The 24683-nt window shown below is 65.0% G+C and carries 20 protein-coding genes, 1 tRNA gene and 1 pseudogene; 11 read left to right on the top strand and 11 right to left on the bottom strand.

The genetic code is table 11. From position 1 onward, the window contains the following. The first annotated feature begins 21 nt into the window (after positions 1 to 21). On the top strand, positions 22 to 2382 hold the full coding sequence (locus U5A67_RS02480) for an EAL domain-containing protein (protein ID WP_205981107.1): 2361 nt from the start codon (positions 22 to 24) through the stop codon (positions 2380 to 2382). 76 nt (positions 2383 to 2458) lie between these two features. Here the strand turns inward: U5A67_RS02480 and U5A67_RS02475 are convergent, their stop codons facing one another. From U5A67_RS02475 to U5A67_RS02465, 3 genes are read right to left on the bottom strand one after another with little or no spacing between them, the layout of a single operon-like run. Next, complete coding sequence (locus U5A67_RS02475) at positions 2459 to 3487, bottom strand: histone deacetylase family protein (RefSeq protein WP_321814374.1); 1029 nt, start codon at positions 3485 to 3487, stop codon at positions 2459 to 2461. Positions 3488 to 3508: 21 nt separating this feature from the next. Then, positions 3509 to 4768 carry a Zn-dependent hydrolase gene (locus U5A67_RS02470; RefSeq protein WP_321814373.1) on the bottom strand — a complete coding sequence of 420 codons (1260 nt, stop codon included), beginning with the start codon at positions 4766 to 4768 and terminating at the stop codon, positions 3509 to 3511. A gap of 41 nt (positions 4769 to 4809) precedes the next feature. Then, positions 4810 to 6144 carry an MFS transporter gene (locus U5A67_RS02465; protein ID WP_321814372.1) on the bottom strand — a complete coding sequence of 445 codons (1335 nt, stop codon included), beginning with the start codon at positions 6142 to 6144 and terminating at the stop codon, positions 4810 to 4812. A gap of 195 nt (positions 6145 to 6339) precedes the next feature. Here U5A67_RS02465 and U5A67_RS02460 point away from each other — a divergent pair, with 195 nt between their 5' ends. Beyond that, entirely contained in the window at positions 6340 to 7290 is a 951-nt protein-coding gene (locus U5A67_RS02460; RefSeq protein WP_321814371.1) for a LysR family transcriptional regulator, read from the top strand. 53 nt (positions 7291 to 7343) lie between these two features. On the opposite strand, the gene U5A67_RS02455 is transcribed toward U5A67_RS02460, so the two are convergent. The 5 genes from U5A67_RS02455 to U5A67_RS02435 form a co-directional block, all read right to left on the bottom strand. Next, positions 7344 to 7802 (bottom strand): CopD family protein, encoded by a 459-nt coding sequence (locus tag U5A67_RS02455; protein ID WP_205981112.1) that lies wholly within the window; start codon positions 7800 to 7802, stop codon positions 7344 to 7346. Between the two features lie 175 nt (positions 7803 to 7977). After that, entirely contained in the window at positions 7978 to 10293 is a 2316-nt protein-coding gene (gene parC / locus U5A67_RS02450) for a DNA topoisomerase IV subunit A (protein ID WP_205981113.1), read from the bottom strand. Between the two features lie 51 nt (positions 10294 to 10344). Then, complete coding sequence (locus U5A67_RS02445) at positions 10345 to 12336, bottom strand: DNA topoisomerase IV subunit B (protein ID WP_205981114.1); 1992 nt, start codon at positions 12334 to 12336, stop codon at positions 10345 to 10347. A gap of 424 nt (positions 12337 to 12760) precedes the next feature. After that, complete coding sequence (locus tag U5A67_RS02440) at positions 12761 to 14689, bottom strand: ATP-binding cassette domain-containing protein (protein ID WP_321814370.1); 1929 nt, start codon at positions 14687 to 14689, stop codon at positions 12761 to 12763. Between the two features lie 82 nt (positions 14690 to 14771). Continuing rightward, complete coding sequence (locus U5A67_RS02435) at positions 14772 to 15173, bottom strand: DUF4399 domain-containing protein (protein WP_205981116.1); 402 nt, start codon at positions 15171 to 15173, stop codon at positions 14772 to 14774. A gap of 304 nt (positions 15174 to 15477) precedes the next feature. Between U5A67_RS02435 and U5A67_RS02430 the strand changes: the two genes are divergently transcribed. The 9 genes from U5A67_RS02430 (at position 15478) to U5A67_RS02390 (ending at position 21995) form a co-directional block, all read left to right on the top strand. Next, positions 15478 to 15660 (top strand): rubredoxin, encoded by a 183-nt coding sequence (locus U5A67_RS02430; protein WP_205981117.1) that lies wholly within the window; start codon positions 15478 to 15480, stop codon positions 15658 to 15660. 186 nt (positions 15661 to 15846) lie between these two features. Beyond that, positions 15847 to 15921: transfer RNA gene (locus tag U5A67_RS02425), tRNA-Arg, on the top strand. A gap of 195 nt (positions 15922 to 16116) precedes the next feature. Beyond that, positions 16117 to 16425 carry a hypothetical protein gene (locus U5A67_RS02420; RefSeq protein ID WP_321814369.1) on the top strand — a complete coding sequence of 103 codons (309 nt, stop codon included), beginning with the start codon at positions 16117 to 16119 and terminating at the stop codon, positions 16423 to 16425. Positions 16426 to 16835: 410 nt separating this feature from the next. Further along, the gene (locus U5A67_RS02415; protein ID WP_321814368.1) at positions 16836 to 17111 is read left to right on the top strand and encodes a hypothetical protein; all 276 of its coding nucleotides are present in this window, start codon (positions 16836 to 16838) and stop codon (positions 17109 to 17111) included. Positions 17112 to 17219: 108 nt separating this feature from the next. Beyond that, the gene (gene dcm / locus U5A67_RS02410; RefSeq protein WP_321814367.1) at positions 17220 to 18599 is read left to right on the top strand and encodes a DNA (cytosine-5-)-methyltransferase; all 1380 of its coding nucleotides are present in this window, start codon (positions 17220 to 17222) and stop codon (positions 18597 to 18599) included. 5 nt (positions 18600 to 18604) lie between these two features. Continuing rightward, positions 18605 to 19054 (top strand): very short patch repair endonuclease, encoded by a 450-nt coding sequence (locus U5A67_RS02405; protein ID WP_321814366.1) that lies wholly within the window; start codon positions 18605 to 18607, stop codon positions 19052 to 19054. A 132-nt stretch (positions 19055 to 19186) separates the two neighbouring features. After that, the gene (locus tag U5A67_RS02400) at positions 19187 to 19690 is read left to right on the top strand and encodes a YbhB/YbcL family Raf kinase inhibitor-like protein (RefSeq protein ID WP_205981122.1); all 504 of its coding nucleotides are present in this window, start codon (positions 19187 to 19189) and stop codon (positions 19688 to 19690) included. A gap of 115 nt (positions 19691 to 19805) precedes the next feature. Then, positions 19806 to 21266: an MFS transporter gene (locus U5A67_RS02395; protein WP_321814365.1), complete on the top strand. Its 1461-nt coding sequence runs from the start codon at positions 19806 to 19808 to the stop codon at positions 21264 to 21266. Between the two features lie 171 nt (positions 21267 to 21437). After that, positions 21438 to 21995, top strand: a complete 558-nt coding sequence (locus U5A67_RS02390; RefSeq protein WP_205981124.1) for a hypothetical protein — start codon at positions 21438 to 21440, stop codon at positions 21993 to 21995. A 230-nt stretch (positions 21996 to 22225) separates the two neighbouring features. Here U5A67_RS02390 and otsA read toward each other — a convergent pair. The 3 genes and pseudogenes from otsA to U5A67_RS02375 form a co-directional block, all read right to left on the bottom strand. Further along, positions 22226 to 23620 (bottom strand): annotated as a pseudogene (otsA, locus tag U5A67_RS02385) (alpha,alpha-trehalose-phosphate synthase (UDP-forming)); the annotation flags it as partial. Positions 23621 to 23833: 213 nt separating this feature from the next. Next, positions 23834 to 24088: a hypothetical protein gene (locus U5A67_RS02380; protein ID WP_321814364.1), complete on the bottom strand. Its 255-nt coding sequence runs from the start codon at positions 24086 to 24088 to the stop codon at positions 23834 to 23836. 145 nt (positions 24089 to 24233) lie between these two features. Next, a complete protein-coding gene (locus U5A67_RS02375) occupies positions 24234 to 24638 on the bottom strand; it encodes a hypothetical protein (RefSeq protein WP_321814363.1) in 405 nt (134 codons plus the stop codon). Positions 24639 to 24683: the final 45 nt, after the last annotated feature.

Raw genomic sequence — 24683 nt, 5'->3', positions numbered from 1 at the left:
TCCGCGTGCGCGGCGGACGAGATGAGCACCAACTGGCGCCCCTTCACCCGTGAAGGCGGCCTGCGTGCCACGCAGGGGCCGGCGTACACGCGTCCGCGCACGCTGCTGGCGATTCCGCTGCTGGGCGTGCTGGTGCTGATCCTGCTCTGGGCGGTGATCTTCACGCGGCTGTCGGTCGAAAAGGAAGCGACGCTGCGCGAAGCGACCGCCTCCGCCGCGATCCTCTCCGCGGCGCTCGAACAGCACACCGTCAAGGCGATCCATCAGGTCGACCAGATCACCCGCTTCGTCAAATACGAATTCGAGAAGACGCCCGATCGCTTCAATCTGGCCAACACGGTCGAGAAAGGCGTGGTGCAGAGCGATTCGCTCGTGCAGGTGTCGATCATCGACGAGCACGGCCGCCTGGTCGCCAATACCGCCGACCCGAATCCCAAACCCATCGACCTCTCGGACCGCGAGCACTTCAAGGTGCACGAGCACGAGAACGACGATCAGCTCTTTATCAGCAAGCCGGTGCTCGGCCGCATCTCGGGCCACTGGACCTTGCAGATGACGCGCCGCCTCAATCATCCGGATGGCTCGTTCGCGGGCGTCGTGGTGGTCTCGGAAGACCCCGGCTATTTCACCAGCGACTTCTACAACAACGCGGCCATCGGCCGTGACGGCGTGATCGCCGTGATCTCGGACACCGGCGCCGTGCTCGCGCGCCGCACCGGCAACGCCGACCGCGCGAGCGGCGCCTTCTCCGCGAGCGGCGTCTATCCGATTTCGGAACATGTGTCGGGCACCTATGCCGATCCGATCGATCACGTGACGCGCATCGTTTCGTACCGCCATATCGACGGTTACCCGCTCGCGGTGCTGGTCGGTCTTTCGCAGGCCGAAGAGTTCGCCGACTACAACCACACGCGCGACGTCTATCTGATGATGGCGACGTTCATCTCGCTCGCCATGCTGTCGTTCTTCGCCGTGGCGACGGGCTTGATCGGCAAGCTGCTCGGACGCGAGCGCGAGATGTCGCAACTCGTGCAGTACGACCTGCTGACCGGCCTGCCCAACCGCTACGCCACGCTGCAGCGGCTGCGCCACGAAGTCTCGCAGCCGGGCAATCTCGGACGCCTCGCGATTCTCTTTATCGACCTCGACAACTTCAAGACCGTCAACGACACGCTCGGCCACAACGCCGGCGATATCGTGCTGCAGATGAGCGCCGCGCGCCTGGCCGATGCGGTCGGCGGCGCGGGCACGCTTGCGCGCATCGGCGGCGACGAGTTCGTGGTCATCATCAAGGGCGACGAAATCGAGAAGCGCGCCAGCACGCTCGCGGAAACCACCAACGCGGCCTTCACGCATCCGTTCGACGTGCGCGGCAGCGCCTTCGTGCTGCATGCGAGTACCGGCATCGCCCTCTTCGCGGTGGCGCACGAAAGCGAAATCGACCTGCTCAAGAAGGCCGATCTGGCGATGTATGCCGCCAAGGAAGCGGGCCGCAACTGCTTCCGCTTCTACTCGCCGCAGCTCGCGCATCGCGCCGATCATCTGATGAAGTGGGAGCAGCAGCTGCGCGTGGCGCTCGCCGAAGGGCAACTGTTCCTCGCCTATCAGCCCAAGATCGATCTGCGCCGCCGCTGCATTACCGGCTTCGAGGCGCTGGTGCGCTGGAACCATCCGCAATACGGGCTGATTCCGGCGAGCGAATTCATTCCGGTGGCCGAATCGACCGGTCTGATCGTGCCGGTGGGCGACTTCGTGATCCGCACGGCCTGCGCGCAACTCGCGCAATGGCAGCAGCAGGGTTATGAAACGCTGTCGCTTGCGGTCAATATTTCGGCGGTGCAATTCTGGCGCGGCGATCTCTACGAGACCATTTCGCACGCGATCGAAGAGACCGGCATCGCGGCGCACAAGCTCGAACTGGAAATCACCGAAACCGCGATGATGGAGTACCCCGAACTGGTCTCCGAGAAAATCTTCGCGCTCAAGCGCCTGGGCGTGCGCGTCGCGCTCGACGACTTCGGCACGGGTTATTCGTCGCTGTCCTATCTGAATCGCTTCGCGGTGGACACGCTCAAGGTGGACCGCTCGTTCGTGCAGGCCATTCCCGCCGATCGCAGCGTGTGCGTGATGGTGTCGGCGATCGTCAATCTGGCGCGTTCGCTGGGTCTGACCGTGGTGGTCGAAGGCACCGAAACCGAGGAGCAGATTGCGTGGCTCGCAGCGCTCGGGCCGATCGAGGCGCAGGGTTTCCTGTTCTCGCGTCCGGTGCCGGTGGAAGGCGTGGCGGCGCTGATCGAGCGGTTTGGCGTGTGCGGCGCATCATCGGACGATGTGCGCGAGCAGCGTATCGAGCGGTTGAGCGACGCGCAGCAGTCGCGCTGATCGCCAGGTGTTCCCGGCTCAATAAAAAAGGCAGCGCGGTACACACCGCACTGCCTTTTTAGCGTCTGACGGCCGCTTAGCCCGCCCTATCCCCCATAAATCCACCAAAGAACGCGCGCGCGTTATCTTCGAGACTTTCGAGGTGGTAACCGCCTTCCTGCACGATCACCGAAGGCAGATTCAGCGCACCGATCGCGCGGCCAAGCTGACCAAACCCTTCCGTGCTCACCGCCACCTTCGACTGCGGATCGTCCTTGTAGATATCGAAGCCCAGCGCCAGTACCAGCGCATCCGGCTCGAAGCGCCTGAGCACGCGCAGCGCCGCTTCCACGCGCTCGAAGAACTGCGCCTCGCTCGCACCATGCGGCATCGGCAAGTTGACGTTGTAGCCTTCGCCCTCGCCCACGCCGCGCTCTTCCTCGTAACCCGCGACAACCGGATAGAAGTTGGTCGGATCGCCGTGGATCGAGATGTAGAGCACGTCGTCGCGACCGTAGAAGATTTCCTGCACGCCCTGCCCGTGGTGCATATCGGTGTCGAGGATCGCCACACGCTTGAAGCGCGAGCGCAGCGCCTGCGCCGCGACAGCCGCGTTGTTCAGATAGCAGAAACCGCCCGCCGCATCGGCGCGCGCATGGTGGCCGGGCGGCCGGCTGATCGCATAGCTTTCGCGCGCGCCATCGTTCACGCTCGCGGCGGCGGCCAGCGCGCTCTGCGCCGACCAGTACGCCGCACGCCACGTATGCGCGCCCACCGGGCAACTGCCATCGGCGAGATAACGCGCGGCCTGGGCCAGCACGCCGCGCAGCGGGTTAGGCTCGCGCACGAAGATATTCGACATCACTTCGTCGCCCCAATCGTCGGGCATGCGCTTCCAGTCGGCGTGCGCCTCTTCCAGGAAGCGCAGATAGTTCATGTCGTGCACGGCCGCGAGCGGCGCAGTGCCGAAATCAGCCGGTTCGCGCACGTCGAAGCCCAGCGAGTGCGCCGCCGCCACGAGTCGCGTGGCGCGCTCGGGCACTTCCTGCGGCTCGCGCATCTGGCCGCGCGACAGGTAGCTGCGCGGATGATGCAGCAGTTGCTCAGGATGAAACCACGTCTTCATATTCCGTACTCCTTGCTTGTTTCAGGCAGCCACGGCCTGCTGCACATGTACACCCGCGCGCGCGGCCACGGCGTTGAGCAGCACGTTGGTGCCGGCCGTCACGTCTTCGGGCAGCGCGTCTTCCGCTTCGTTGTGCGAGAGGCCGTCCACACACGGGATGAACACCATCGCCGTCGGGCAGTAGCGCGCGAGGTGGATCGCGTCGTGCCCCGCGCCGCTGACGATGCGCTCGTTCGAATACCCCAGGCGCTCGACCGCATCGGCCACCAGCGCCACGCAGGCGGGATCGAACGGCGTGGCCGGGCTGGTCCAGCAATGCGCGATGTTCACGCCCAGCCCGCGCGAGCCGCTCACGGCCGCGCAGACCGCACGCAGATCGCGCTCCATCGCGTCGATCTGGGCATCGTCGGGATGGCGCAGATCGACCGTGAAGGTCAGATTCGCGGCGATGGTGTTGCGCGACGAATTCGCAATCTGCATCTGACCGATCGTCACGAGGCCGAGCGGCGCATAACGCGCCATCACGCGCTCGATTTCCAGCGCCATCTGCGCGGCGCCAAAGTACGCGTCCTTGCGGTATCGCATCGGCGTCGTGCCCGCATGCGCGGCCACGCCCGTCACGTTGACATCGAACCAGCGGATCGCCTGGCCGCCCGTCACCACGCCGATGGTCGTGCCGTTCGCTTCCAGGATCGGCCCTTGTTCGATATGGGCTTCGAAGTAACTGTCGACCGCCACGCCCTGCACGGGCTGCGTGCCGCGCGCGCCGCACGTATCGAGCGCCGCGCCGAGCGTCACGCCATCGGCATCTTCGCGGGCGAGCGCGTCGGCCAGCGTCATCGCGCCCGCGAATACCGCCGAGCCGAGCATCGCCGGCGTAAAGCGCGCGCCCTCTTCGTTGGTCCACGAGCAGATTTCGATGGGCTTTTGCGTGGTCGCGTTCGCGTCGTTGAGCGCGCGCACCACTTCGAGCGCCGCCAGCACGCCGTAGACGCCGTCGAAGCGCCCGCCTTCAGGCTGCGTGTCGAGGTGGCTGCCCATCAGCACGGGCGCGGCGTTCGCATCGGTGCCCGCGCGGCGCGCGAACAGATTGCCGACTTCGTCGGTCCACACCGTCATGCCCGCTTCCACGCACCAGCGTGCGAACAGTTCGCGGCCCTGGCGATCCTGTTCGGTGAGCGCGAGGCGGCGCACGCCGCCGCCCGCCGTCGCGCCGATGCGCGCCATGTCGGTCAGGCTCGCCCACAAGCGCGGGCCGTCGATTTGCAAGAGGTCTTTCATCGGTCCTTCCGTTGAGATCGATTGGTCGAAGCAGCGTCGGTTCAGTGCGAGCTGAGCGCCTGGGTGGCGGCTTCGTCATGTGCGTGCTGGCTGCGGCGCGCGTCGAGCGCGACGATGCACAGCAGCGAGATGGCGGCGAGGCACGTGTAGAACACCGCCAGCGGCCACCACTGCCCGGCATAGCGATGCGCGAGCCACGTGCCGACGAGCGGCGTCAGACCGCCCGCAATCGCGCCGCACACCTGGTAGGAAAGCGAGATCGCCGAATAGCGCACGCGCGTGGGGAACACGCCCGACACGAAGCCCGCGATCACCGAGTAATAGCTGGCCATGCAGACCACGGCGATGGCGATGCCGATCACCATCGGCACGACATGGCCGCTCTGCACGAGCACGAACATCGGATACGGCGAGAGCATCGCGCCGATGGCCGCGATCTTGAGGAAGCGCGCGCCGCCCAGGCGTTCGGCAAGCCACGCGGCGAGCGGCTGCGAGAGGAACTGGATGAAGGCGACGATAAACAGGCAGTCGAGAATCATCGAACGCGTGATGCCGACGTACTGCGTCGTGTACGCGATCATGAACGTGTTGGTGAAGTACACGCCCGCAATGCCGATGGTGTTCGCGCCGATGCACAGCAGCACGAGGCCCGACGCCGAGCTGAAGACTTCGGCGATCGGCAGTTTGGCGGTGCGGCGCTGATCCTTGAGCTTCTCGAACTCGGGCGATTCGTTCACGCCCAGCCGGATCATGATGCCGACGATCAGCAACACCGCCGAGATCAGGAACGGCAGGCGCCAGCCCCAGGAGAGGAAATCGGCCTTGTCGAGCGACGTCACCGAGCGGAACGCGAGCAGCGAGAGAATCAGCCCGGCGGGCGAGCCCAGTTGCGCGAACGACGCGAAAAACGTGCGGCGGCCTTCGGGCGCGTGTTCGCCCGCCATCAGCACCGCACCGCCCCATTCGCCGCCCACGGCGATGCCCTGCACCACGCGCAGCAGCACCAGCAGCACGGGCGCGAGCGCCCCAACCTTCGCATACGACGGCAGCAGCCCGACGCACACGGTCGCCACGCCCATCATCATCAGCGTGGTCATGAGCGCCTTCTTGCGGCCGATGCGGTCGCCCAGATGGCCGAAGATCACGCCGCCCAGCGGACGCGCGAAAAAGCCCACGGCGAAGGTAGCGAACGAGGCCATCGTGCTGACAAAGCGGTCTTCGGACGGGAAATACAGCTCGCCGAACACCAGCGCGGCGGCCGTGGCGTAGATGTAGAAGTCGTACCACTCGATCATGGTGCCGATGAACGCCGCGGCGGCGGCGCGCACGGGCTGCCGGACGGCGGCAGTGGACGCGGTGGATTGCGGGGTGGCCATGGGTCAGTCTCCTTCGGGCGCGTGCGGTATTTAGTCTGGCTTTGATGGCTGGCGAGCGGGCTTTTCAGCGCATTCGCCATACGTGCTTTATCGCCAGCCATAAAACATTAGTCAAATTTCGAGTTATTATTCAGCGCATAAATTTAGCTAATACCTCGGGCGCACGTGCGCCTGGCAACCGCCCGGAGCCCGCGCATGCGCGCCGACACCACCCGCTTTCTGAACGACCGGCTCGACTGGAATCTGCTGCGCACCTATCTGGCGATCATGCAGGAGCGCAGCCTCAGCCGCGCCGCCGCGCGCCTTTACGTGACGCAACCGGCCGTCAGCCAGGCGCTCAAGCGCCTCGAAGAATCGCTCGGCCGCAAGCTGATCGAGCGGCGCGGCGCGCATTTCGTGCCGACCCAGGCCGGCGAAGAGGTGTATCGGATCGCGAGCGACATCTACGGCAATATCTCGCGGCTCGAAACCGAAGTGGACGAACGCACCGCCGACATCACCGGTTCGATCCGCCTGCTGACGGTGAGCCGGATCGAGTCGCGCGTCTATGACGAATTCCTCGCGGAATTCCATGTCGCCTACCCGCGCATCGATCTGCAGATCGAAGTGATGCGCTCGACCGACATCATTTCATCGCTGCAGCAAAAGACCGCGACGGCAGGTTTGAGCCTGTGCCGCACGCCCGTCGACAAGCTGGAAATGCGCTGCTTTCTGCGTCAGCGCTACGCGATTTTCTGCGGCCGGCATCACCGGCTGTTCGGCCTGTCGCAACTGACGATGGACGATCTGCTCGCGGAAAATTTCGTGTCGTTCACGAGCGACCAGATTGGCGACAGCCTGTCGCCGCTCACGGTGTTTCGCGATCAGCGCGGCTTTACGGGGCGTATCGTGGCGTCGTCGCCGAGTCTGGACGAAGTGCGGCGGCTGATCTATGCGGGCTACGGCATCGGCTGCCTGCCCGAACATACGGTGAAGGACGATCTGGCGCGGCAACGCCTGTGGCGGCTACCGCCGGAGGAAGGTCTCGCGGATGTCGACATCCACTTGCTGTGGCATCGCGAACGCAAGATGAATGCGGCCGAAGAAGCGTTCTTCGACGCGATGGAGCGCTGCATGCAGCGCTATGCGCTCGCGGAACGTCTATGAAAGACGCGCCGCGAACGTTGCATCAACAACGATAAAACAGCAATCGAGCCGCTTCAGTACCCGCGCGCCAGCACCGCGACGCCAATCGTCACGATACCCAGCACGAGATTGATGACCACGAGGCGGCGCATCGTGCCCACGGCGCGCGCGCCGTCGGGCCATTTCTGCGCCTGCACCGCGCGGCGAATGCGCGGAAACAGCGCAAAGCGGATGTGGCCGAAGATCAGCATCATGATGACGCCGAGCCCTGCCATGGCGTGCAGCTGCCACGTGGCGTGACCGCCGCCGAACTGCATCAGCAGAAAACCGCCGCTCAGCAGGATCGCGATGATGGCGACGCCCACCCAGTTGAAGAAGCGGCCGAACACCGATTCGATCAGCGGCAGACGCAGTTGCGGCGAAAGATCTTCGAGCGCGGGGCGCAGGCAGTAGTGCGCGAAAACCATCCCGCCCACCCAGACCGCAACGCTCAAAAGATGCACAAACAGCGCGATTTCGATCGCGTGACCCATGCTGGTAAGTCCTCGTACTTAAAAGATTTCCGGTGCGAACGCCGAATGCAATGTGGGCGGCATTATTCCATGCCGCCCACCGTTGCGCACTGGATGTGTACGCCCGTTCAGGAGCGTACCCTGGCTGGCTCGTGCTCTGGCTGGCTAGATGCCGATGCGGGTCGCGAGATGCGACCTAGCGCGGCAACACCGGACGCATGCCCGTGATGACCTTGAGCTTCGAGTCCGGCGCGCGGCCCTTGCGGGCACGCTTGCCGACCTGCGGCGCCAGCACCGGACCCGACATCAGGTCTTCGCCCGGCTTCTGGCCACGGCCCGTGCCTTCGAGCACCACGCCCGCCGCGCTGATCGCCAGCGCCTGCAGCAGCGTTTCCTTGTCTTCGAGCTGCATCAGCGTGACGCCGCGACCGCCGCCCGAAAGCGTCTTCATCTCGTCGAGGCCGAACACCAGCACGCGGCCGCCCGAGGACAGACACGCCACCTGGAGCGCGTCCGGCACCATCGGCATCGGCGTGAGCGGCACGCTGCCTTCGTCGATCGTCATGAAGGCCTTGCCGGCCTTCACGCGGCTGATCATGTCGCCGATCTTCGCGATAAAGCCAAAGCCGTTGCTCGATGCCAGCAGGAGCGGTTGATCCGCGCTCGCCGCGAAGTAATGCAGCAGATGCGAACCCGCTTCGAGTTCGATCAGCGAGGTGACCGGCACGCCGTCGCCGCGACCGCCCGGCAGTTGCGCCACCGAGACCGAATAGACGCGGCCGTTGCTGCCCCACGCGATCAGCGTGTCGGGCGTGCGGCACAGGAACGCCGCGTACAGACCGTCGCCGGCCTTGAACGTGAAGCTTTGCGGATCCAGACCGTGGCCCTTGAGCGCACGCACCCAGCCCTTCTGCGACACCACCACCGTGACCGGATCATCCGCCACGCGCACTTCGAAGGTCGCGCGCTTTTCCTGCTGGATCAGCGTGCGGCGATCGTCGCCGTACTGCTTCGCGTCGGCTTCGATTTCCTTGACGATCAGGCGCTTCATCGACGACTCGTTGGCCAGCAGCTCTTCGAGCTTCGCCTTCTCGTCGCGCAGTTCCGCGAGTTCCTTCTCGATCTTGATCTTTTCCAGCCGCGCCAACTGACGCAGACGGATTTCAAGGATGTCCTCGGCCTGACGCTCGGACAGACCGAACGCGCTCATCAACGCCGACTTCGGCTCGTCCGATTCGCGGATTATGCGGATGACTTCGTCGATATTGAGGAAGACGATCATCCGCCCTTCGAGGATGTGGATGCGGTCGTCGACCTTGGTGAGACGATGCTGCGTGCGGCGCGTGACCGTGGCGAAACGGAAGCCGATCCACTCGCCGATGATCTCGCTGATGCCCTTCTGACGCGGACGGCCATCGGCGCCGATCATCACGAGGTTCAGCGACGCGTTCGATTCGAGGCTCGTGTTGGCGAGCAGCGAATTGATGAACTCGCCCTGATCGATCTTGCTGGTCTTCGGCTCGAACACCAGACGCACCGGCGCGGCCTTGCCCGATTCGTCGCGCACCGCGTCGAGCAGGCCGAGCATGGTCTGCTTGCTCTGCAACTGCTCGGGCGTGAGCGTCTTCTTGCCGAGCTTCAGCTTGGGGTTGGTCAGCTCCTCGATTTCTTCGAGCACCTTCTGGCCCGAGGTATTCGGCGGCAGTTCGGTGACAACGAGTTGCCACTGGCCGCGCGCGAGTTCTTCGATCTTCCAGCGCGCACGCACCTTCAGGCTGCCGCGGCCCGTTTCATACGCCGCCGCGATTTCCGCTTCGCTCGAAATGATCTGGCCGCCGCCCGGGAAATCGGGCCCCGGCAGACGCTCCATGATCTCCGCGTGCGTCAGCTTCGGATTCTTGATCATCGCCACGGCCGCCGTCGCCACTTCGCGCAGATTGTGCGAAGGGATTTCGGTGGCCAGACCCACGGCAATCCCGGATGCGCCGTTGAGCAGCAGCATCGGCAGACGCGCGGGCAGCGTCTTCGGTTCCTGGAAGGAACCGTCGTAGTTCGGCATGAAATCGACCGTACCCATGTCGATTTCGTCGAGCAGCAGCTTGGCGATGGGCGTGAGGCGCGCTTCCGTGTAACGCATCGCCGCCGCGCCGTCACCGTCGCGCGAACCGAAGTTGCCCTGACCGTCGATGAGCGGATAGCGCATCGAGAAGTCCTGAGCCAGACGCACGAGCGCGTCGTAGGCCGACTGGTCGCCGTGCGGGTGGTATTTACCGAGCACGTCGCCGACCACGCGCGCCGACTTCACGGGCTTGGCGTTGTCGCCCAGGCCCATTTCGTTCATCGCGAACAGGATGCGGCGCTGCACCGGCTTCTGGCCGTCGCAGACGTCGGGCAGCGCGCGGCCCTTGACCACGCTCACGGCGTAGTCGAGGTAGGCGCGTTCCGCGTAGTGGCCGAGCGTGAGCGAGTCGCCGCCTTCGGCGCCATTCGCTTCAACAAAAAGATCGTCCATGTTTTTCAGTCAGTCCGTAATCTGTGTGGGCAGTTATGCAGAAGGTGCGGATCAGATATCCGCTTCGACTTCGTTGCCCTTCTCTTCGAGCCACGAACGGCGCGAAGCCGCTTCACCCTTGCCCATCAGCATCGTCATGCGCGCGACGGTGGCCTCGTAGTCGAGGTCGCCGAGCAGGATGGGCGACAGGCGGCGCGTGTCGGGGTTCATCGTCGTGTCCCAGAGCTGTTCGGCGCTCATTTCGCCGAGACCCTTGAAGCGGCTGATGGACCATTGCGTGTCGCGCACGCCGTCCTTGCGCAGCTTGTCGAGGATCGCTTCGAGTTCGCCTTCGTCGAGCGCGTAGAGCTTCTGCGCGGGCTTCTTGCCGCGCGCGGGCGCATCGACGCGGAACAGCGGCGGGCGCGCCACATACACATGACCGCGCTCGATCAGTTGCGGGAAGTGCTTGAAGAACAGCGTGAGCAGCAGCACCTGGATGTGCGAACCGTCGACGTCCGCGTCCGAGAGAATGCAGATCTTGCCGTAGCGCAGATTCGAGAGATCGACGGTCTCGTCCGGGCTATGCGGATCGACGCCGATCGCCACCGAAATGTCATGCACTTCGTTGTTGGCAAAGAGACGGTCGCGCTCGGTTTCCCAGGTGTTCAGCACCTTGCCGCGCAACGGCAGGATCGCCTGATATTCCTTGTCGCGGCCCATCTTCGCCGATCCGCCCGCCGAGTCGCCCTCGACCAGGAACAGTTCGTTGCGCGCGATATCGGTTGCTTCGCAGTCGGTCAGCTTGCCGGGCAGCACAGCGACGCCCGAACTCTTGCGCTTCTCGACCTTCTGGCCCGCGCGGGTGCGCGCCTGCGCCTGCTTGATGACGAGATCGGCGAGCTTCTTGCCGTGCTCGACATGCTGGTTGAGCCACAGTTCGAGCGCCGGGCGCGTGAACGACGACACCAGCTTGACGGCGTCGCGGCTGTTCAGGCGTTCCTTGATCTGCCCCTGAAATTGCGGATCGAGCACCTTGGCCGACAGCACGAACGACACGCGCGCGAACACGTCTTCGGGCAGCAGCTTCACGCCCTTGGGCTGAAGATTGTGCAGCTCGACAAAGCTCTTCACGGCCTGGAACAGACCGTCGCGCAGGCCGCTTTCGTGCGTGCCGCCCGCGGGCGTGGGGATCAGGTTCACGTAGGACTCGCGCGTGAGCGGGCCTTCCTCGCACCACGCCACGACCCACGCGGCGCCTTCGCCTTCGGCGAACGTGTCGTCGTTGGTGCGGCCGTCGGCGTAGCGCTCGCCTTCGAACAGCGGGATCAGCAGATCGGCGCCGCCCATGCCTTCGAGCAGATAGCCGCGCAGGCCGTCTTCATACTTCCAGCTCAGGCGCTCGCCGGTCTTTTCGTTGATCAGTTCGACTTCGACGCCCGGCAGCAGCACGGCCTTCGAGCGCAGCAGGCGTTGCAGCTCGCCAAGCGGCAGATTCGGCGAATCGAAATATTTCGGGTCGGCCCACGCGGTCACGCGCGTGCCGGTCTTCTTTTCTTCGCGCGTGGCGTTGCGCACGCTCAGCGGCTTGACGACATCGCCGTTCGAGAAACCGAGTTCGGCGACCTTGCCGTCGCGCCAGACGGTCACGTCGAGGCGTTTGGAGAGCGCATTGGTGACCGAGACGCCCACGCCGTGCAGGCCGCCCGAGAACGTGTAGGCGCCGCCGGCGGCCTTGTCGAACTTGCCGCCCGCGTGCAGGCGCGTGTAAACGATTTCGACGACCGGCACCTTCTCTTCCGGGTGCAGGCCGAACGGAATGCCGCGGCCGTCGTCTTCGACGGAAACCGACTGGTCCGCGTGCAGCGTGACCGTGATGCGACGGCCGAAGCCGCCGAGCGCTTCGTCCGAGGCGTTGTCGATGACTTCCTGGATGATGTGCAGCGGATTCTCGGTGCGCGTGTACATGCCCGGCCGTTGCCGGACGGGCTCGAGGCCCTTGAGCACCTTGATCGACGCTTCGCTATATCCAGCGTTCGCAGCGTTTGACTTCTTCGTTGACATGGTGATCCGCAGGGGGTTGTCCGCGCGCTTGTCCACAGAGGCTGTGGACATCTGCGGGGAAAACGCGTTGAGTGTTCAAAAAAACCGTGACGAAACAATGGCATGGACGGGCTGCTCGCCTGGCGCGCAGGCGCGGCGCGCAAACCCGGTCCGCCGTATTCGCGAGGTATTGTACTGATTTGGGACCGCGCGGCAATTTGCTTGGGGGTCGGCCGTTCGGCCAGGGGGTTTCCTGGAACGCGAGTCGCGTAGAATGAAGCGCTTGCCGCAAGGGGTTTGGCGCGGGTGGTTGGGGGATTTTCGTTAGCTGCGTTGGTGGACTGTTCGTTGCAAGGTTGGGACGAACGCGTGTATTCCCGCTCCATCGTTCCACGCCATAAAAAAAACGGCCTTCATCAGACCGTTTTCCCGTATTACTCCAGCATCACTTCCGCTTCGCCTCAAGCTCTTCCCAGCGCTCCAGCGCAACGAGCAATTCCTCGTCGATGGCTGCATAGCGCTCGGTCATGCGCGTGCCTTCCTTCGCATCCTTCGCGAAAATCGAGCCATCCTCGATCTGCGCGCCGATAGTCTTCTGCTCCGTCTCCAGCGCCTCGATCTTCTTCGGCAGCTCTTCCAGTTCGCGCTGCTCCTTGAACGACAGCTTCACGCTGCGCTGCGCGTTGCGGGCCGCCGCGCCGTCCTTCTGCGCAACCGCGGCCGGTGCGGCTTCCTTCGGCGCACGCGCTTCGGCAATTTCCTGCGCGCGCGCGCTCTGCGTCTGCCAGTCGCTGAAACCGCCGACGTATTCGCGCCAGCGCCCTGCGCCCTCGGCCGCGATCACCGACGTCACCACGTTGTCGAGGAACGCGCGATCGTGCGAGACCAGCAGCACGGTGCCGTCGTAATCGGCGAGCAGTTCTTCGAGCAGTTCGAGCGTCGGAATATCGAGGTCGTTGGTCGGCTCGTCGAGCACCAGCACGTTCGCCGGGCGCGCGAACAGACGCGCGAGCAGCAGACGGTTACGCTCGCCGCCCGACAGCGACTTCACGGGCGAACGCGCACGCTCGGGCGCGAACAGGAAGTCGCCCAGATAGCTCATGACGTGCTTCTTCGTGCCGTTGATCTCGACCCAGTCGCTGCCCGGGCTGATGGTATCGGCCAGCGTTTTTTCGAGGTCGAGCTGCGCGCGCATCTGGTCGAAATACGCCACCTGCAGATTCGTGCCCACGCGCACGGTGCCTTCGTCGGCCTTCAATTCGCCGAGAATCAGCTTGAGCAGCGTGGTCTTGCCCGCGCCGTTCGGGCCGACAAAGCCGATCTTGTCGCCGCGCATCACCGTGCCCGAGAACTTATCGACGATCGTGCGATCGCCGTAACGCTTCACCACATCCGTGAGTTCCGCGACGATCTTGCCCGACTTCTCGCCCTGCGAAACGTCCAGCTTCACGTTGCCCTGCACGTTGCGGCGCTCGGCGCGATCGTTACGCATCTGCACGAGACGCGCGATACGTCCGACGCTGCGCGTGCGGCGCGCTTCCACGCCCTTGCGAATCCACACTTCTTCCTGCGCGAGCAGCTTGTCGAACTTCGCGTTTTCCACGCGCTCGACTTCGAGCTGCTGCGCCTTGCGCTCCTGATACTGCGTGAAGTTGCCCGGATACGAGAGCAGCTTGCCGCGATCGAGTTCGACGATGCGCGTGGCCACGCGATCGAGGAAGGCACGATCGTGGGTGATGAACAGCAGGCTCGAACGCTGCGAAACCAGCAGTTCCTCGAGCCAGCGGATGCCGTCAAAGTCGAGGTGGTTGGTCGGTTCGTCGAGCAGCAGCACGTCCGGCTGCAGCACCAGCGCGCGCGCCAGCGCCACGCGCTTTTGCATCCCGCCCGAGAGCGCGCCCACGCGCGCTTCGCCTTCGAGGCCGATCTGCGCGAGCGTGGTGGCCACGCGCGTGCGCCAGTTCCAGCCGTCGTGCGCGTCCAGCGACGATTGCAGCGTGTTCATGCGCGCGAGCAGCGCGTCGTGATCCGCGCCTTCGGGCGTTTCCGCGAGCTCATGCGCGACCACATCGTATTGGTCGAGCAGCGCGCGCACCTGCGCGAGGCCCGAGGCGACCGTATCGAACACCGAGGCATCGGTATCGAAATCCGGTTCCTGCGGCACGTAGACGGTCGTGAGATTCTGCTGGCGCGTGACGAGGCCGTCGTCGGGACGGGCGAGATCGGCGACGATCGTGAGCAGCGACGACTTGCCCGCGCCGTTACGGCCGATCAGGCCGACGCGCTCGCCGGCTTCGAGCGAAAAGTCCGCGTGATCGAGCAGCGCGACGTGACCAAACGCGAGTTGCGCGTCGGAGATGGAGTAAAGCGACATGGATGGAAACCGAGGCCTGCGTTGGAGAGCAAGCCCGTATTGTACCGGGCGGCACGGCTGGCTCCGCGCCGCCCGCTTGCGCTTACTTCACGTGGACCGTAATCGTCTTGCTCCACTCGGGGCCATAGGACTGATGCGCGCCGTTGGCGAACTGCGCCGTGAGCGTGTGATCGCCCGGCGGCAGCGTGATATCGGCTTCGGTCTGACCTTTGCCGTAGTGAATCGATTTATCGTTGACCGGCACGACCGTGCCTTGCGCAAGCGGCTGGCCGTCGATCAGCAGATGATGATGGCCGGTATTGGGCGTGACGGTGCCGGCGGGCGCGACCGTCATGCCGTCGATGCCGAATTTCACGTGCACGGGATTGCTCACGGTGGCGCCGTCCTTCGGCTCGACGAAGTAGACGCCCTCGGCGTGCGCGACGCCGCTTGCCACGAGACACGCCGCGAAGGTCATGCCGGCCAGCCAGTTCCTCTTCATCATGGTTCGCTCCTCTGTTCTCTCGATTGATGGTTGCCCGATTGCATCGGCTCGCGGCCAAGCATACACCGCGATCATGACCCGACATCGCGACGCCGCGCAGCCGCAAACCATCGTCAATACATCGCTTGATGCGATGCGAATACGCTATGCGACGTGACGCCAATCGCCCCGCAAAAGTCCCGCGAACGGTGTGCCCGCCGTTTTCCGGTAACATCGCGGGTCGCCCTCGCCCCGGATAAACGGGGCCATATGGCTGGTTTATCCGCAGCTTCGGGCTGCGAACTGCAATGAACAAAGGTGTGTTGTGAGCGAAGTCATCGAGTACAAGAGCTGGATCTGCCTGATCTGCGGCTGGATCTATAACGAAGAAGAAGGCCTGCCCGACGAAGGTATCGCCGCGGGCACGCGTTTCGCGGATATCCCGGAAGACTGGCGCTGCCCGCTGTGCGATGTGGGCAAGGCCGAATTCTCGGTCGTCGAGTTTTAAGGTCTAAGCGGATCGTCGCGTGTCGATTGACACGCGAGCGCCATTTTCCCGCCGCATCGCGTTTGTTATACTCTTGCGCCTGCGCGGGCTACGTCCCTGCGCGCACTCCGCGCCATGACGGGTGACTTGGGAAACATGGCAGCTGGGCGGAGTCGGGGCTCGCATGCCCCGCAGCAGTACTGGATGCTCCCTGTAGTTCAATGGATAGAACAAGTGCCTCCTAAGCGCTAGATGCAGGTTCGATTCCTGCCAGGGGGACCAGCCACGCAAGCCCAATCCCATCTTCCCTTGCCTTTTCAGCCGTCGCCGGTCGCGTAGTTCACAGACCGGGGCACGGACATTCCTGTTCCCGCTTTCCGATTTTTCAGCGCCGCGCGGCACGTGTTTCGCTACTGAACCCTCGTTCCAGCCGAATTTCACGCGCGCCGCAGTGCGCTTTTTTCAGGCAGATCCCCTATGGACATCCAGAAGCAAGTCGCCGCTCTCACCCATTCCGAACTGCAGACCGCAGGCGCGAGCCAGGCGACCGCCATCGCCGTGAGCGTGCTGCTGCGCCACCTGAGCTCGCCGGAGCTGATCAATCTGCTGTCGTCGGCGTTCGAAAACCATCAGGCCGTCATGCTGCAAACGCCGTGGCCCGAGCAGATGCTGCAATCGTTCGCCGCCACGCGCCGCTTCCTCGAAGGCGCCGCGCAAGGCCCGGCGCCGGCAGATGCGCCGGAAACGCCGGACGCTCCCGATGCGCCGGAAGCCGCCGCGGAATAAACCCTCCGCCCGCGCGCCGGGGTCATCTCGCGCCGGGCTGGCGACTGTGTTCGCCAGCCCACTTTGGTTTGTCAATTGTTAACTTTCACGCGGGCCAGCTTAGCCTACGATGGTTTCCAGCACGACGCCGCTCAGAGACCGGCTCCTTCGCGCAGACCATCGGAGACCCCCGCCATGACCTCGCCCTACGTTTTCGCCCTGATCGCCGCGCTCACCGCTGTCGTGTATTCGTCGCTGACGATGTTGCTGCTGGGCTGAATTCGCGAGGTCGTCGAAGTTGCAATAGCCAGCCGAACCATCGGCTGGGTCGCACCAGGGTAAACAAGGAGCGCAAAGAATTAAAGTTAGGGTCGGAGCTGTCGTAATCTTCCTACATGGACACGCTCCGTCCCCTCCCCGCCGGCTACCTGATGACGAATCTGATCGATCAGGACATTGCCCACATCCGTCGCGTCATGCCGCTCTCCCTCACGGGCGATCTCGGCGGGCCGATCCTCTCCGCGAATTACTGGCGCGCACGCCTGCACCGGCTGCTCGACACTGGCCATATCAACAAAGGCCAGCTTGCCGATATCGACAGTCTGCTGGTGCTGATCGACCTGCACGAACTGAACGCCGCTTCGCTGGCCGCAAGTCTCGCCGCTCAGGCGGCCGGCCAGATCGCGAATCAAGCCGCGAATCACTGATACACCCCGTCGTCTTTCTGGTTGACTGACCGGTCTGCGCGTCTTTCGTACGCGCGAGGCACATTTGCGTCCTGAATTCCTGGTAACGGGGGTCAGGTATCGGTCATAATGTCCGCCAAAATACCCAGAGAGGACTTCGTGCATCCGGCCCATACGCGAAACCTGCTTGCGCAGGCACGTCAGCGCTTCACGCAGCAGCAGATCGCCGCTCATGTCGGCAAGGACGTCAAGACCGTGCGTCGGTGGGAAAAAGGCGAAACGCCGTGCCCCGCCATGCTCGACGCCGCGCTGCGCGAGTTGCTGCGCAGCGCCGATCCCGCGCCCGCAGCGACAGCCGCGCGCGCGACGGTTGCGCCCGCACGCTTTCGCTTCGTCGATCTGTTCGCCGGTATCGGCGGCATCCGCATGGGCTTCGAAGCCCAGGGCGGCGCCTGCGTGATGACGAGCGAGTGGAACAAGTTCTCGAAGAAGACCTATCTGGAAAACTATGGTCCCGCCGATGGCGAGGGTCACGCCTACGTGGGCGATATCGTCGAATTTCCGGCCGCCGATGTGCCCGATCACGACGTCCTGCTCGCGGGCTTTCCGTGCCAGCCGTTCTCGATCGCGGGTGTGTCGAAGAAGAACGCGCTGGGCCGCCCGCACGGTTTCGAGTGCAGCACGCAAGGCACGCTGTTTTTCGATGTCGCGCGCATCATCGCTGAAAAGCGCCCTGCCGCCTTCCTGCTCGAAAACGTCAAGAACCTGCTGTCGCACGATCATGGCCGCACCTTCGACGTGATCCTGCAGGTGCTGCGCGACGAACTCGGCTACGACGTGCACTACCGCGTGATCGACGGGCGGCATTTCACGCCGCAGCATCGCGAGCGCATCATCATCGTCGGTTTTCGCGAGCCGACGCCGTTCACGTGGGACGCGCTCGAACTGCCCGAAGACGGCCCGCGCCTCGCCTCGATCCTGCATCGCACCGACGGCAGCGAGCCGCTGCTGCCGTGGGACGGCGAGCGTTTCTTCGATCATTCGGCGCGCCGCGTGCAGCCGAAGTACACGCTCACGCCCGGTCTGTGGGCCTATCTGCAGCAATACGCCGAAAAACATCGCGCGGCCGGCAACGGCTTCGGCTACGGCATGGCGTTTCCGCAGAGCGTCACGCGCACGCTGTCCGCGCGCTATCACAAGGACGGCAGCGAAATTCTCGTCTATCAGGGCGAAGGCGTGCGTCCGCGCCGCCTCACGCCGCGCGAGTGCGCGCGCCTGATGGGCTTTCCCGACACCTTCCGCATTCCTGTGAGCGACACCCAGGCGTATCGGCAGTTCGGCAATAGCGTGGTGATGCCGGTGATGCGCGAAGTCGCGCGCACGATGATGCCGCATCTCGACGCGGCGCTCGCCGGCGGCAAGACCAAAGCGAAAGCGGCAACGAAGCGGCGCGCGGGCGGCGCCAAAGCCGCGAAGGCCGGCCGGGACGAGGCGGCGCTCGCCGCCTGAATGCCGTGGTCGACGTCGTCGACAGCGCGACCCGCAGCCGGATGATGTCCGGCATCCGCGGGCGCAACACGAAACCCGAGAAGCTGATCCGCAGCCTGCTGCATCGGCGCGGTTTTCGCTTCCGGCTGGACGTGCGCGAGTTGCCCGGCCGCCCCGACATCGTCTTGCCGCGCTATCGCGCCGTCGTGCTCGTGCACGGCTGTTTCTGGCACGGCCACGATTGCCCGCTGTTCAAATGGCCCTCGACGCGCCCCGAGTTCTGGCGCGCCAAGATCGGCCGCAACCGCACCCACGACGCCAAAGCCCTCGCCGCACTCGCCGCGCAAGGCTGGCGCGTCGCCGTGATCTGGGAATGCGCGCTGCGCGGAGCTTCGCAGGACCCGGAAGCGGTCGTCGAGCGCCTCGCGGCCTGGCTCAAGGACGAGACGCTGGGCTGGTTCGAAGCGCGCGCGTGAGGCGCACGGCCCTGCTGGCCGCGCTGAGCGCGCCGCCTCGCGGTGCTAAACTCGATCGATCGGTTCCGCGCCGCGCGCCTTGCTGCGCGCATGACGCATTGATGTCAGAACACATGAGAAAGGAGGCAAGCGATGGCTGATTTCCGACTCTGGTCCGACGATTTTCCGAGTAACGGCTTCATGCCGAAGGCGCAGGAGTTCGACGACCGGTCCTTCGGCGTCGAGGGCGACAATCTCTCGCCCGCGCTCCAGTGGGACGCGCCGCCCGCCGATACGCAAAGCCTCGCCCTGACCGTCTACGACCCGGACGCGCCCACGGGCAGCGGTTTCTGGCACTGGGTCGTCGTCAATATCGCGCCTGACGTGCGCGCGCTCGCCCGCAATGCGGGCAAGGCCGATGGCAGCCTGCTGCCGCCCGGCGCGCTGCAGGTGCGCAACGACTACGGCACGGTGGGCTTCGGCGGCGCCGCGCCGCCGCGCGGAGACAAACCGCATCGCTACATCTTCCGCATTCATGCGCTGAAGGTGCCGCAACTGCCCGTCACGCCCGAGACCACCAATGCGGTCGCGCGCTTCATGACGCATCTGAACGAAATCGACTCGACGACTTACGTCGGGCTTTACGAACTCAAATAAGCACTGAAGATTCCAGCGCGGCGCGTGTAGCGCCGCGCCGCTTTCGCACCACACAACCCGATTCAACCGATACATCCGACGACGCGCACGGAGACGCGCGCCGTCCCGCTCATCAATGTCCACACGCCCGCAATCTGACGTAACCACCGCCGCTTCAAAGGCCGCTTCAAAGGCCGCTGCCCTGGCGTCCGCCACCGCCGATCCCAACGATCCCGAAAGCGGCCTGCCCTTCCCGCAACGCTATTACGCGATCCTCGTGGTCGCGCTCGGCATCACGCTCGCGGTGCTCGACGGCGCGATCGCCAACGTCGCGCTGCCGACCATCGCGCATCATCTGCACGCCAGCGCCGCGAACTCGATCTGGATCGTCAACGCCTACCAACTCTCGGTGACGATCTCGCTGCTGCCGCTTTCCTCGCTGGGCGACCGCATCGGCTATCGACGCGTGTATCTGGGCGGGCTCGCGCTGTTCACGGTGGCCTCGTTCGGCTGTGCGCTGGCGACGTCGCTGCCCGCGCTCGCGATTGCGCGCATGGTGCAGGGCTTCGGCGGCGCGGGCGTCATGAGCGTGAACACCGCGCTCGTGCGCATGATCTATCCGCGCGCGCAACTCGGACGCGGCGTGGCCATCAACGCGATGGTGGTGGCAGTCGCCTCGGCGGTCGGGCCGACGCTCGCGTCCGGCGTGCTGTCGATCGCGTCCTGGCCGTGGCTCTTCGCGATCAATGTGCCGATCGGCATCGCCGCGCTCACGCTGGGCCTGCGCGCGCTGCCGCTCAACGCGCGGCATGCGGCGCCTTACGACTATCTGAGCGCGCTGTTCAACGCGCTGGTGTTCGGTCTACTGATCTTCGCCGTCGATGGCCTCGGGCACGGCGAAAACCATCTGTTGAGCGGCATCGAATTCGCGGCCGCCGTCGTGATCGGCTATTTCTTCGTGCGCCGCCAGCTATCGCAAACCGCGCCGCTGCTGCCCGTCGATCTGCTGGCGAATCCGCTCTTTGCGCTGTCGATCAGCACCTCGGTGTGTTCGTTCTGCGCGCAGATGCTGGCCTTCGTCGCGCTGCCGTTCCTGCTGCAGGACACCTACGGTTTTTCGCAGGTGCAAACCGGCCTTCTGATGACGCCGTGGCCGCTCGTGATCATCGTCGCCGCGCCGGTGGCGGGCGTGCTTTCCGACCGCTATCCGGCGGGGATTCTTGGCGGCGTGGGGCTGGCGCTTTTTGCGCTCGGCTTGCTGTCGCTCGCGACCTTGAGCGCGCATCCCGCCGATCTGGCGATTGCCTGGCGCATGGCGCTGTGCGGCGTGGGCTTCGGCATTTTCCAGTCGCCGAACAACCGGCAGATTCTGTCGTCCGCGCCGCGCGAACGCAGCGGCGGCGCGAGCGGCATGCTCGGCACGGCGCGCCTCACGGGGCAGACGCTCGGCGCTGCGCTGGTCGCGCTGATTTTCGGCGTTGCGCCGCAGCACGGGCCGACCGTGGCACTTTACGCGGGCACCGCGTTCGCAGCGGTCGCGGCCATCGTCAGCATGATGCGGCTCGTGCCTCGCCGCACCGCAGCAGCAGGCGGTTAGCGCCGCACGCCGATGTAGCATCGGGCCACCTCGTTTTTGCGGCCCGCACGCACTACCATGAAGACACGGCGCGCCGCCTTCCTCCGCTCGCTGTTCTCACGCTTGCGTCGATCGCCGCTGCGCCGCGGTCCTGTTCTTCTGGCGAGTCAACCTGCATCGAGGGGGATTTCCATGTCTCTGATCGTCGCTGGCCGGTTCACGACGTTTCCCGCCGCCGAAGCCGTCGCCGAGAAGCTGTTCTCGCGCGGTTTCGTCGAAGAGGACGTCAACCTCTTTTTCGTCAATCCGCGCGGACAGCACGCGCGTCATACGCCGCATCCGGTGCCGGTTGCCGTGGCGCCACCGCATCGCATGCGCAATCTCACGGCCGGCGCCGTCGCGGGCGCGGTCGTGGGCGTGTCGCTGTTCGGCGCGCTGCTGGCGGCTTCGCTGCCTTCGGTCGTGATCGCGGCTGGCGTGGGCGCGTGGATTGGCGCGCGCATCGGCATGGGCTGGCATCGCGCCACCGAGCACGAAGCGCGCATTCATCGCGAAACGCGTCAGTCGGGCGTGTTGCTCACCGTCCATGTGAGCGCCGAAAACCAGACGCTCGCCGCCGATGTGCTGCGCGAAGCCGGCGCCGATGACGTCGAGCGCGCCACGGGCCAATGGCACGCGGGGCACTGGGCCGATTTCGATCCGACCGAAGCGCCCCATCCGTACGCCGAAGCGGGCGTGCAGCGCGCCTGATCGCGGCGTTTGCAGGCGGCGCGCGGCGCGCGGCGGTCGATGAGCAAGAAAAACGGCGACTCGAAGGTCGCCGTTTGGGGTGATGCGTGCGCGCGAAAAATGCGCCAGAAGCGGGTTTAGTCTGCCTTGCTGGCCGCGCTGGCCGCTTTGGCGATTTGCGCCACGCTCGACGCGTTCGGAACGCTCGCTGCGCCCGACACCGGCGCCTTCGCACCCGGCGCGGCGCTACGCGCCTTCGCCGTCACCGAAGCCGCCGTCGCCACACTGCGCAGATCGGCGAGGAAGGAATCGCGCCACACCGAGAGATTGTTCTCGCGCAGCGACGCCATCATGTCCTCGTAGCGCGATTGCCGCTCCGCATGCGGCATCGACAGCGCACGCTCCAGCGCCTCGGCGGTCTGGTTGAGATCGTAAGGATTCACAACCAGTGCGCCAGGCATCTGCTCGGCGGCACCCGCGAATTGCGAGAGCACCAGCACACCCGGATCTTCCGGATTCTGCGACGCCACATACTCCTTCGCGACCAGATTCATGCCGTCGCGCAGCGGCGCGACATAGCCCACCTGCGCCTGACGGAATAGCGCCATCAGCAGATTGCGCTCGTACTTGCGGTTCAGGTATTGAATCGGCGTCCAGTCGAGCTGCGCGAAGCGGCCGTTGATGCGCCCGGCCTCGCCTTCGAGGTTGCGGCGGATGGTCTGATAGGTCTGCACATCGGAGCGCGTCGGCGGCGCGATCTGCAGCAGCGAGACGCGGCCATGCCAGCCCGGCCCGTTCTGCAGCATGCGTTCGAAAGCCTGAAAGCGCTCGGCGAGCCCCTTCGAATAATCGAGACGATCCACGCTCATGATCAGCTTGCGCCCGCGCATGGCGTCGCGCAGGCTGCGCACCGGCTTGCGGTCGGTGAACTGGCTGGCCGCTTTGGCGATCGCATCGGGATAGATGCCGATCGGGTACGCGCCCACTTTCAGGAAGCGATCCCACGCGTGAACCATGCCGTCTTCGCTCGACGTGCCGTGGCCGCCGCGCTCGACGTAATCGAGAAACGCCTGTCGATCGGCATCGGTCTGGAAGCCCACGACGTCGTAGTGACAGAGGAACTTCATCAGTTCTTCGTGCGGCGGCACCGAGCGCATGACTTCCGGCACCGGCAACGGAATGTGCAGGAAGAAGCCGATCGGGTTTTTCACGCCCAGATCGCGCAGGCAGCGCGCGAACGGAATCAGGTGATAGTCGTGAATCCAGATGATGTCGTCGGGTTCGATCATCGGCTGGAGCTGGCGCGCCAGCGTGACGTTCACCCGCAGATAACCGCCGTATTCCTGACGCTCGTAACGCGCGAGGTCGTTGCGGTAGTGGAACGTCGGCCACAACGTCGTATTCGAAAATCCTTTGTAGTACTGGTCATAGTCACGACGGGTGAGACCTACCGTGGCATATGTGACGCTGCCCTGTTGCTCGATGGTCGGTGGGGCCGGTTCGGCGACGGTTTCGCCGCTCCAGCCAAACCACACGCCACCGGTTTCCTTGAGCGCGTCCAGCACGCCAACCGCGAGACCGCCAGCAGCGGGACGCCCTTCCTGGGTCGGTGCAACGCGATTCGATACCACGATCAGTCTGCCCATTGCGGCTAAACCTCCTGTTTCGTTGTTCGGGGACGGTGCACCGCAATGTCACGCAAGATGCATGCCTCTTCGACACGATCCGGAGCGAAATTCTATTTTCCGCGCGGCGCAAGCGAGCTAAATCGGCGCGAAAAATAGCCGGATCGTGCGGCAAAATTTTCAGGGGACGATGCGCTGCACAGCGACAAAAATCGCTGCAGCGCAGTGATGAAATCAGGCGTCCTGTTCCGAGCCGAGATCGCGCTGATAGTCGAGGCCTTCGGCGCGCGCGCCGCCCTGGTTGTGCTCGCCATCGGGCGGCACGCCTGGCGCCGGGCGATTCTGGCTGGCGGGGTCCGGGCCGTGTCCGTTCGATGGCTCGACCGGATTTGGCTCGAAATTCGCGGCGTTGCTGGACTTCTGTTCGCCGTCGCGCGGGCCACGCTTGCCCGAGTGACGCGCGGACCGGCGCAATGCGGGATGTCTCATGTCGATGCCTCCAGCAAACAAGCTGCTAACGGGCTGCAAATGCGCTGTCACACGGCGGTAGCGTTTTTATAGTCTAGGAACCGCCGCGTGAAATTGCCGGTAAATATGGGCAGGCGTTTGTAACTCGTACATAAGAATGCAACCGTCAGGCACGGGACCAACGGTGGACCTGCGCAACGCTTGTTGCATCGCGGCGAGATTGATCGGGCCCTGACGCGTCCAGGGTCGACGGGTCGGCCTGTCCAACCCAGCCGACCCAGCGCGCCCACCTCGCCCACGCGGCGCGACCCGCGCGTTCGGCGGTTCGAGCGATCTGCGCGCGTTCTTCGCGGGCCTGCGCAGCGTGCGCCACAGCGGATGGCGAAACGCGCATCGCCGGATAAAAACGCGGATCGACCGAGCGCGGCACCTCGCCCGGTTGCGCAGGCGGGTCCCCGACCGGCGGCACGTCGGGCGTGCCGGGCTGATCGGGCGGCGGATCGTCGGGTTGCGGGGTGTGCGCCAGCCAGGGCTTCGCGCGGAACGGATCGGATTGTCTGCAGCTTGGCATCGCTCGCTCCTCGAAAGGGTTTATCGAGCGGATTGCAAGCGACAT

Source organism: Paraburkholderia sp. J69-1 (assembly GCF_905220255.1).
In the GTDB taxonomy this organism is placed as follows: Bacteria; Pseudomonadota; Gammaproteobacteria; order Burkholderiales; family Burkholderiaceae; genus Paraburkholderia.
Note: the sequence above shows the minus strand (reverse complement) of the source record. Positions and strands in the feature narration are given on the sequence as shown.

What these genes read in the sequence shown, in the direction of transcription:
- U5A67_RS02480 (WP_205981107.1), top strand. Translation starts at nt 22, where the DNA reads ATGAGCACCAACTGGCGCCCCTTCACCCGTGAAGGCGGCCTGCGTGCC.
- U5A67_RS02475 (WP_321814374.1), bottom strand. Translation starts at nt 3,487, where the DNA reads ATGAAGACGTGGTTTCATCCTGAGCAACTGCTGCATCATCCGCGCAGC.
- U5A67_RS02470 (WP_321814373.1), bottom strand. Translation starts at nt 4,768, where the DNA reads ATGAAAGACCTCTTGCAAATCGACGGCCCGCGCTTGTGGGCGAGCCTG.
- U5A67_RS02465 (WP_321814372.1), bottom strand. Translation starts at nt 6,144, where the DNA reads ATGGCCACCCCGCAATCCACCGCGTCCACTGCCGCCGTCCGGCAGCCC.
- U5A67_RS02460 (WP_321814371.1), top strand. Translation starts at nt 6,340, where the DNA reads ATGCGCGCCGACACCACCCGCTTTCTGAACGACCGGCTCGACTGGAAT.
- U5A67_RS02455 (WP_205981112.1), bottom strand. Translation starts at nt 7,802, where the DNA reads ATGGGTCACGCGATCGAAATCGCGCTGTTTGTGCATCTTTTGAGCGTT.
- parC (WP_205981113.1), bottom strand. Translation starts at nt 10,293, where the DNA reads ATGGACGATCTTTTTGTTGAAGCGAATGGCGCCGAAGGCGGCGACTCG.
- U5A67_RS02445 (WP_205981114.1), bottom strand. Translation starts at nt 12,336, where the DNA reads ATGTCAACGAAGAAGTCAAACGCTGCGAACGCTGGATATAGCGAAGCG.
- U5A67_RS02440 (WP_321814370.1), bottom strand. Translation starts at nt 14,689, where the DNA reads ATGTCGCTTTACTCCATCTCCGACGCGCAACTCGCGTTTGGTCACGTC.
- U5A67_RS02435 (WP_205981116.1), bottom strand. Translation starts at nt 15,173, where the DNA reads ATGATGAAGAGGAACTGGCTGGCCGGCATGACCTTCGCGGCGTGTCTC.
- U5A67_RS02420 (WP_321814369.1), top strand. Translation starts at nt 16,117, where the DNA reads ATGGACATCCAGAAGCAAGTCGCCGCTCTCACCCATTCCGAACTGCAG.
- U5A67_RS02415 (WP_321814368.1), top strand. Translation starts at nt 16,836, where the DNA reads ATGACGAATCTGATCGATCAGGACATTGCCCACATCCGTCGCGTCATG.
- dcm (WP_321814367.1), top strand. Translation starts at nt 17,220, where the DNA reads ATGTCCGCCAAAATACCCAGAGAGGACTTCGTGCATCCGGCCCATACG.
- U5A67_RS02400 (WP_205981122.1), top strand. Translation starts at nt 19,187, where the DNA reads ATGGCTGATTTCCGACTCTGGTCCGACGATTTTCCGAGTAACGGCTTC.
- U5A67_RS02395 (WP_321814365.1), top strand. Translation starts at nt 19,806, where the DNA reads ATGTCCACACGCCCGCAATCTGACGTAACCACCGCCGCTTCAAAGGCC.
- U5A67_RS02390 (WP_205981124.1), top strand. Translation starts at nt 21,438, where the DNA reads ATGTCTCTGATCGTCGCTGGCCGGTTCACGACGTTTCCCGCCGCCGAA.
- U5A67_RS02380 (WP_321814364.1), bottom strand. Translation starts at nt 24,088, where the DNA reads ATGAGACATCCCGCATTGCGCCGGTCCGCGCGTCACTCGGGCAAGCGT.
- U5A67_RS02375 (WP_321814363.1), bottom strand. Translation starts at nt 24,638, where the DNA reads ATGCCAAGCTGCAGACAATCCGATCCGTTCCGCGCGAAGCCCTGGCTG.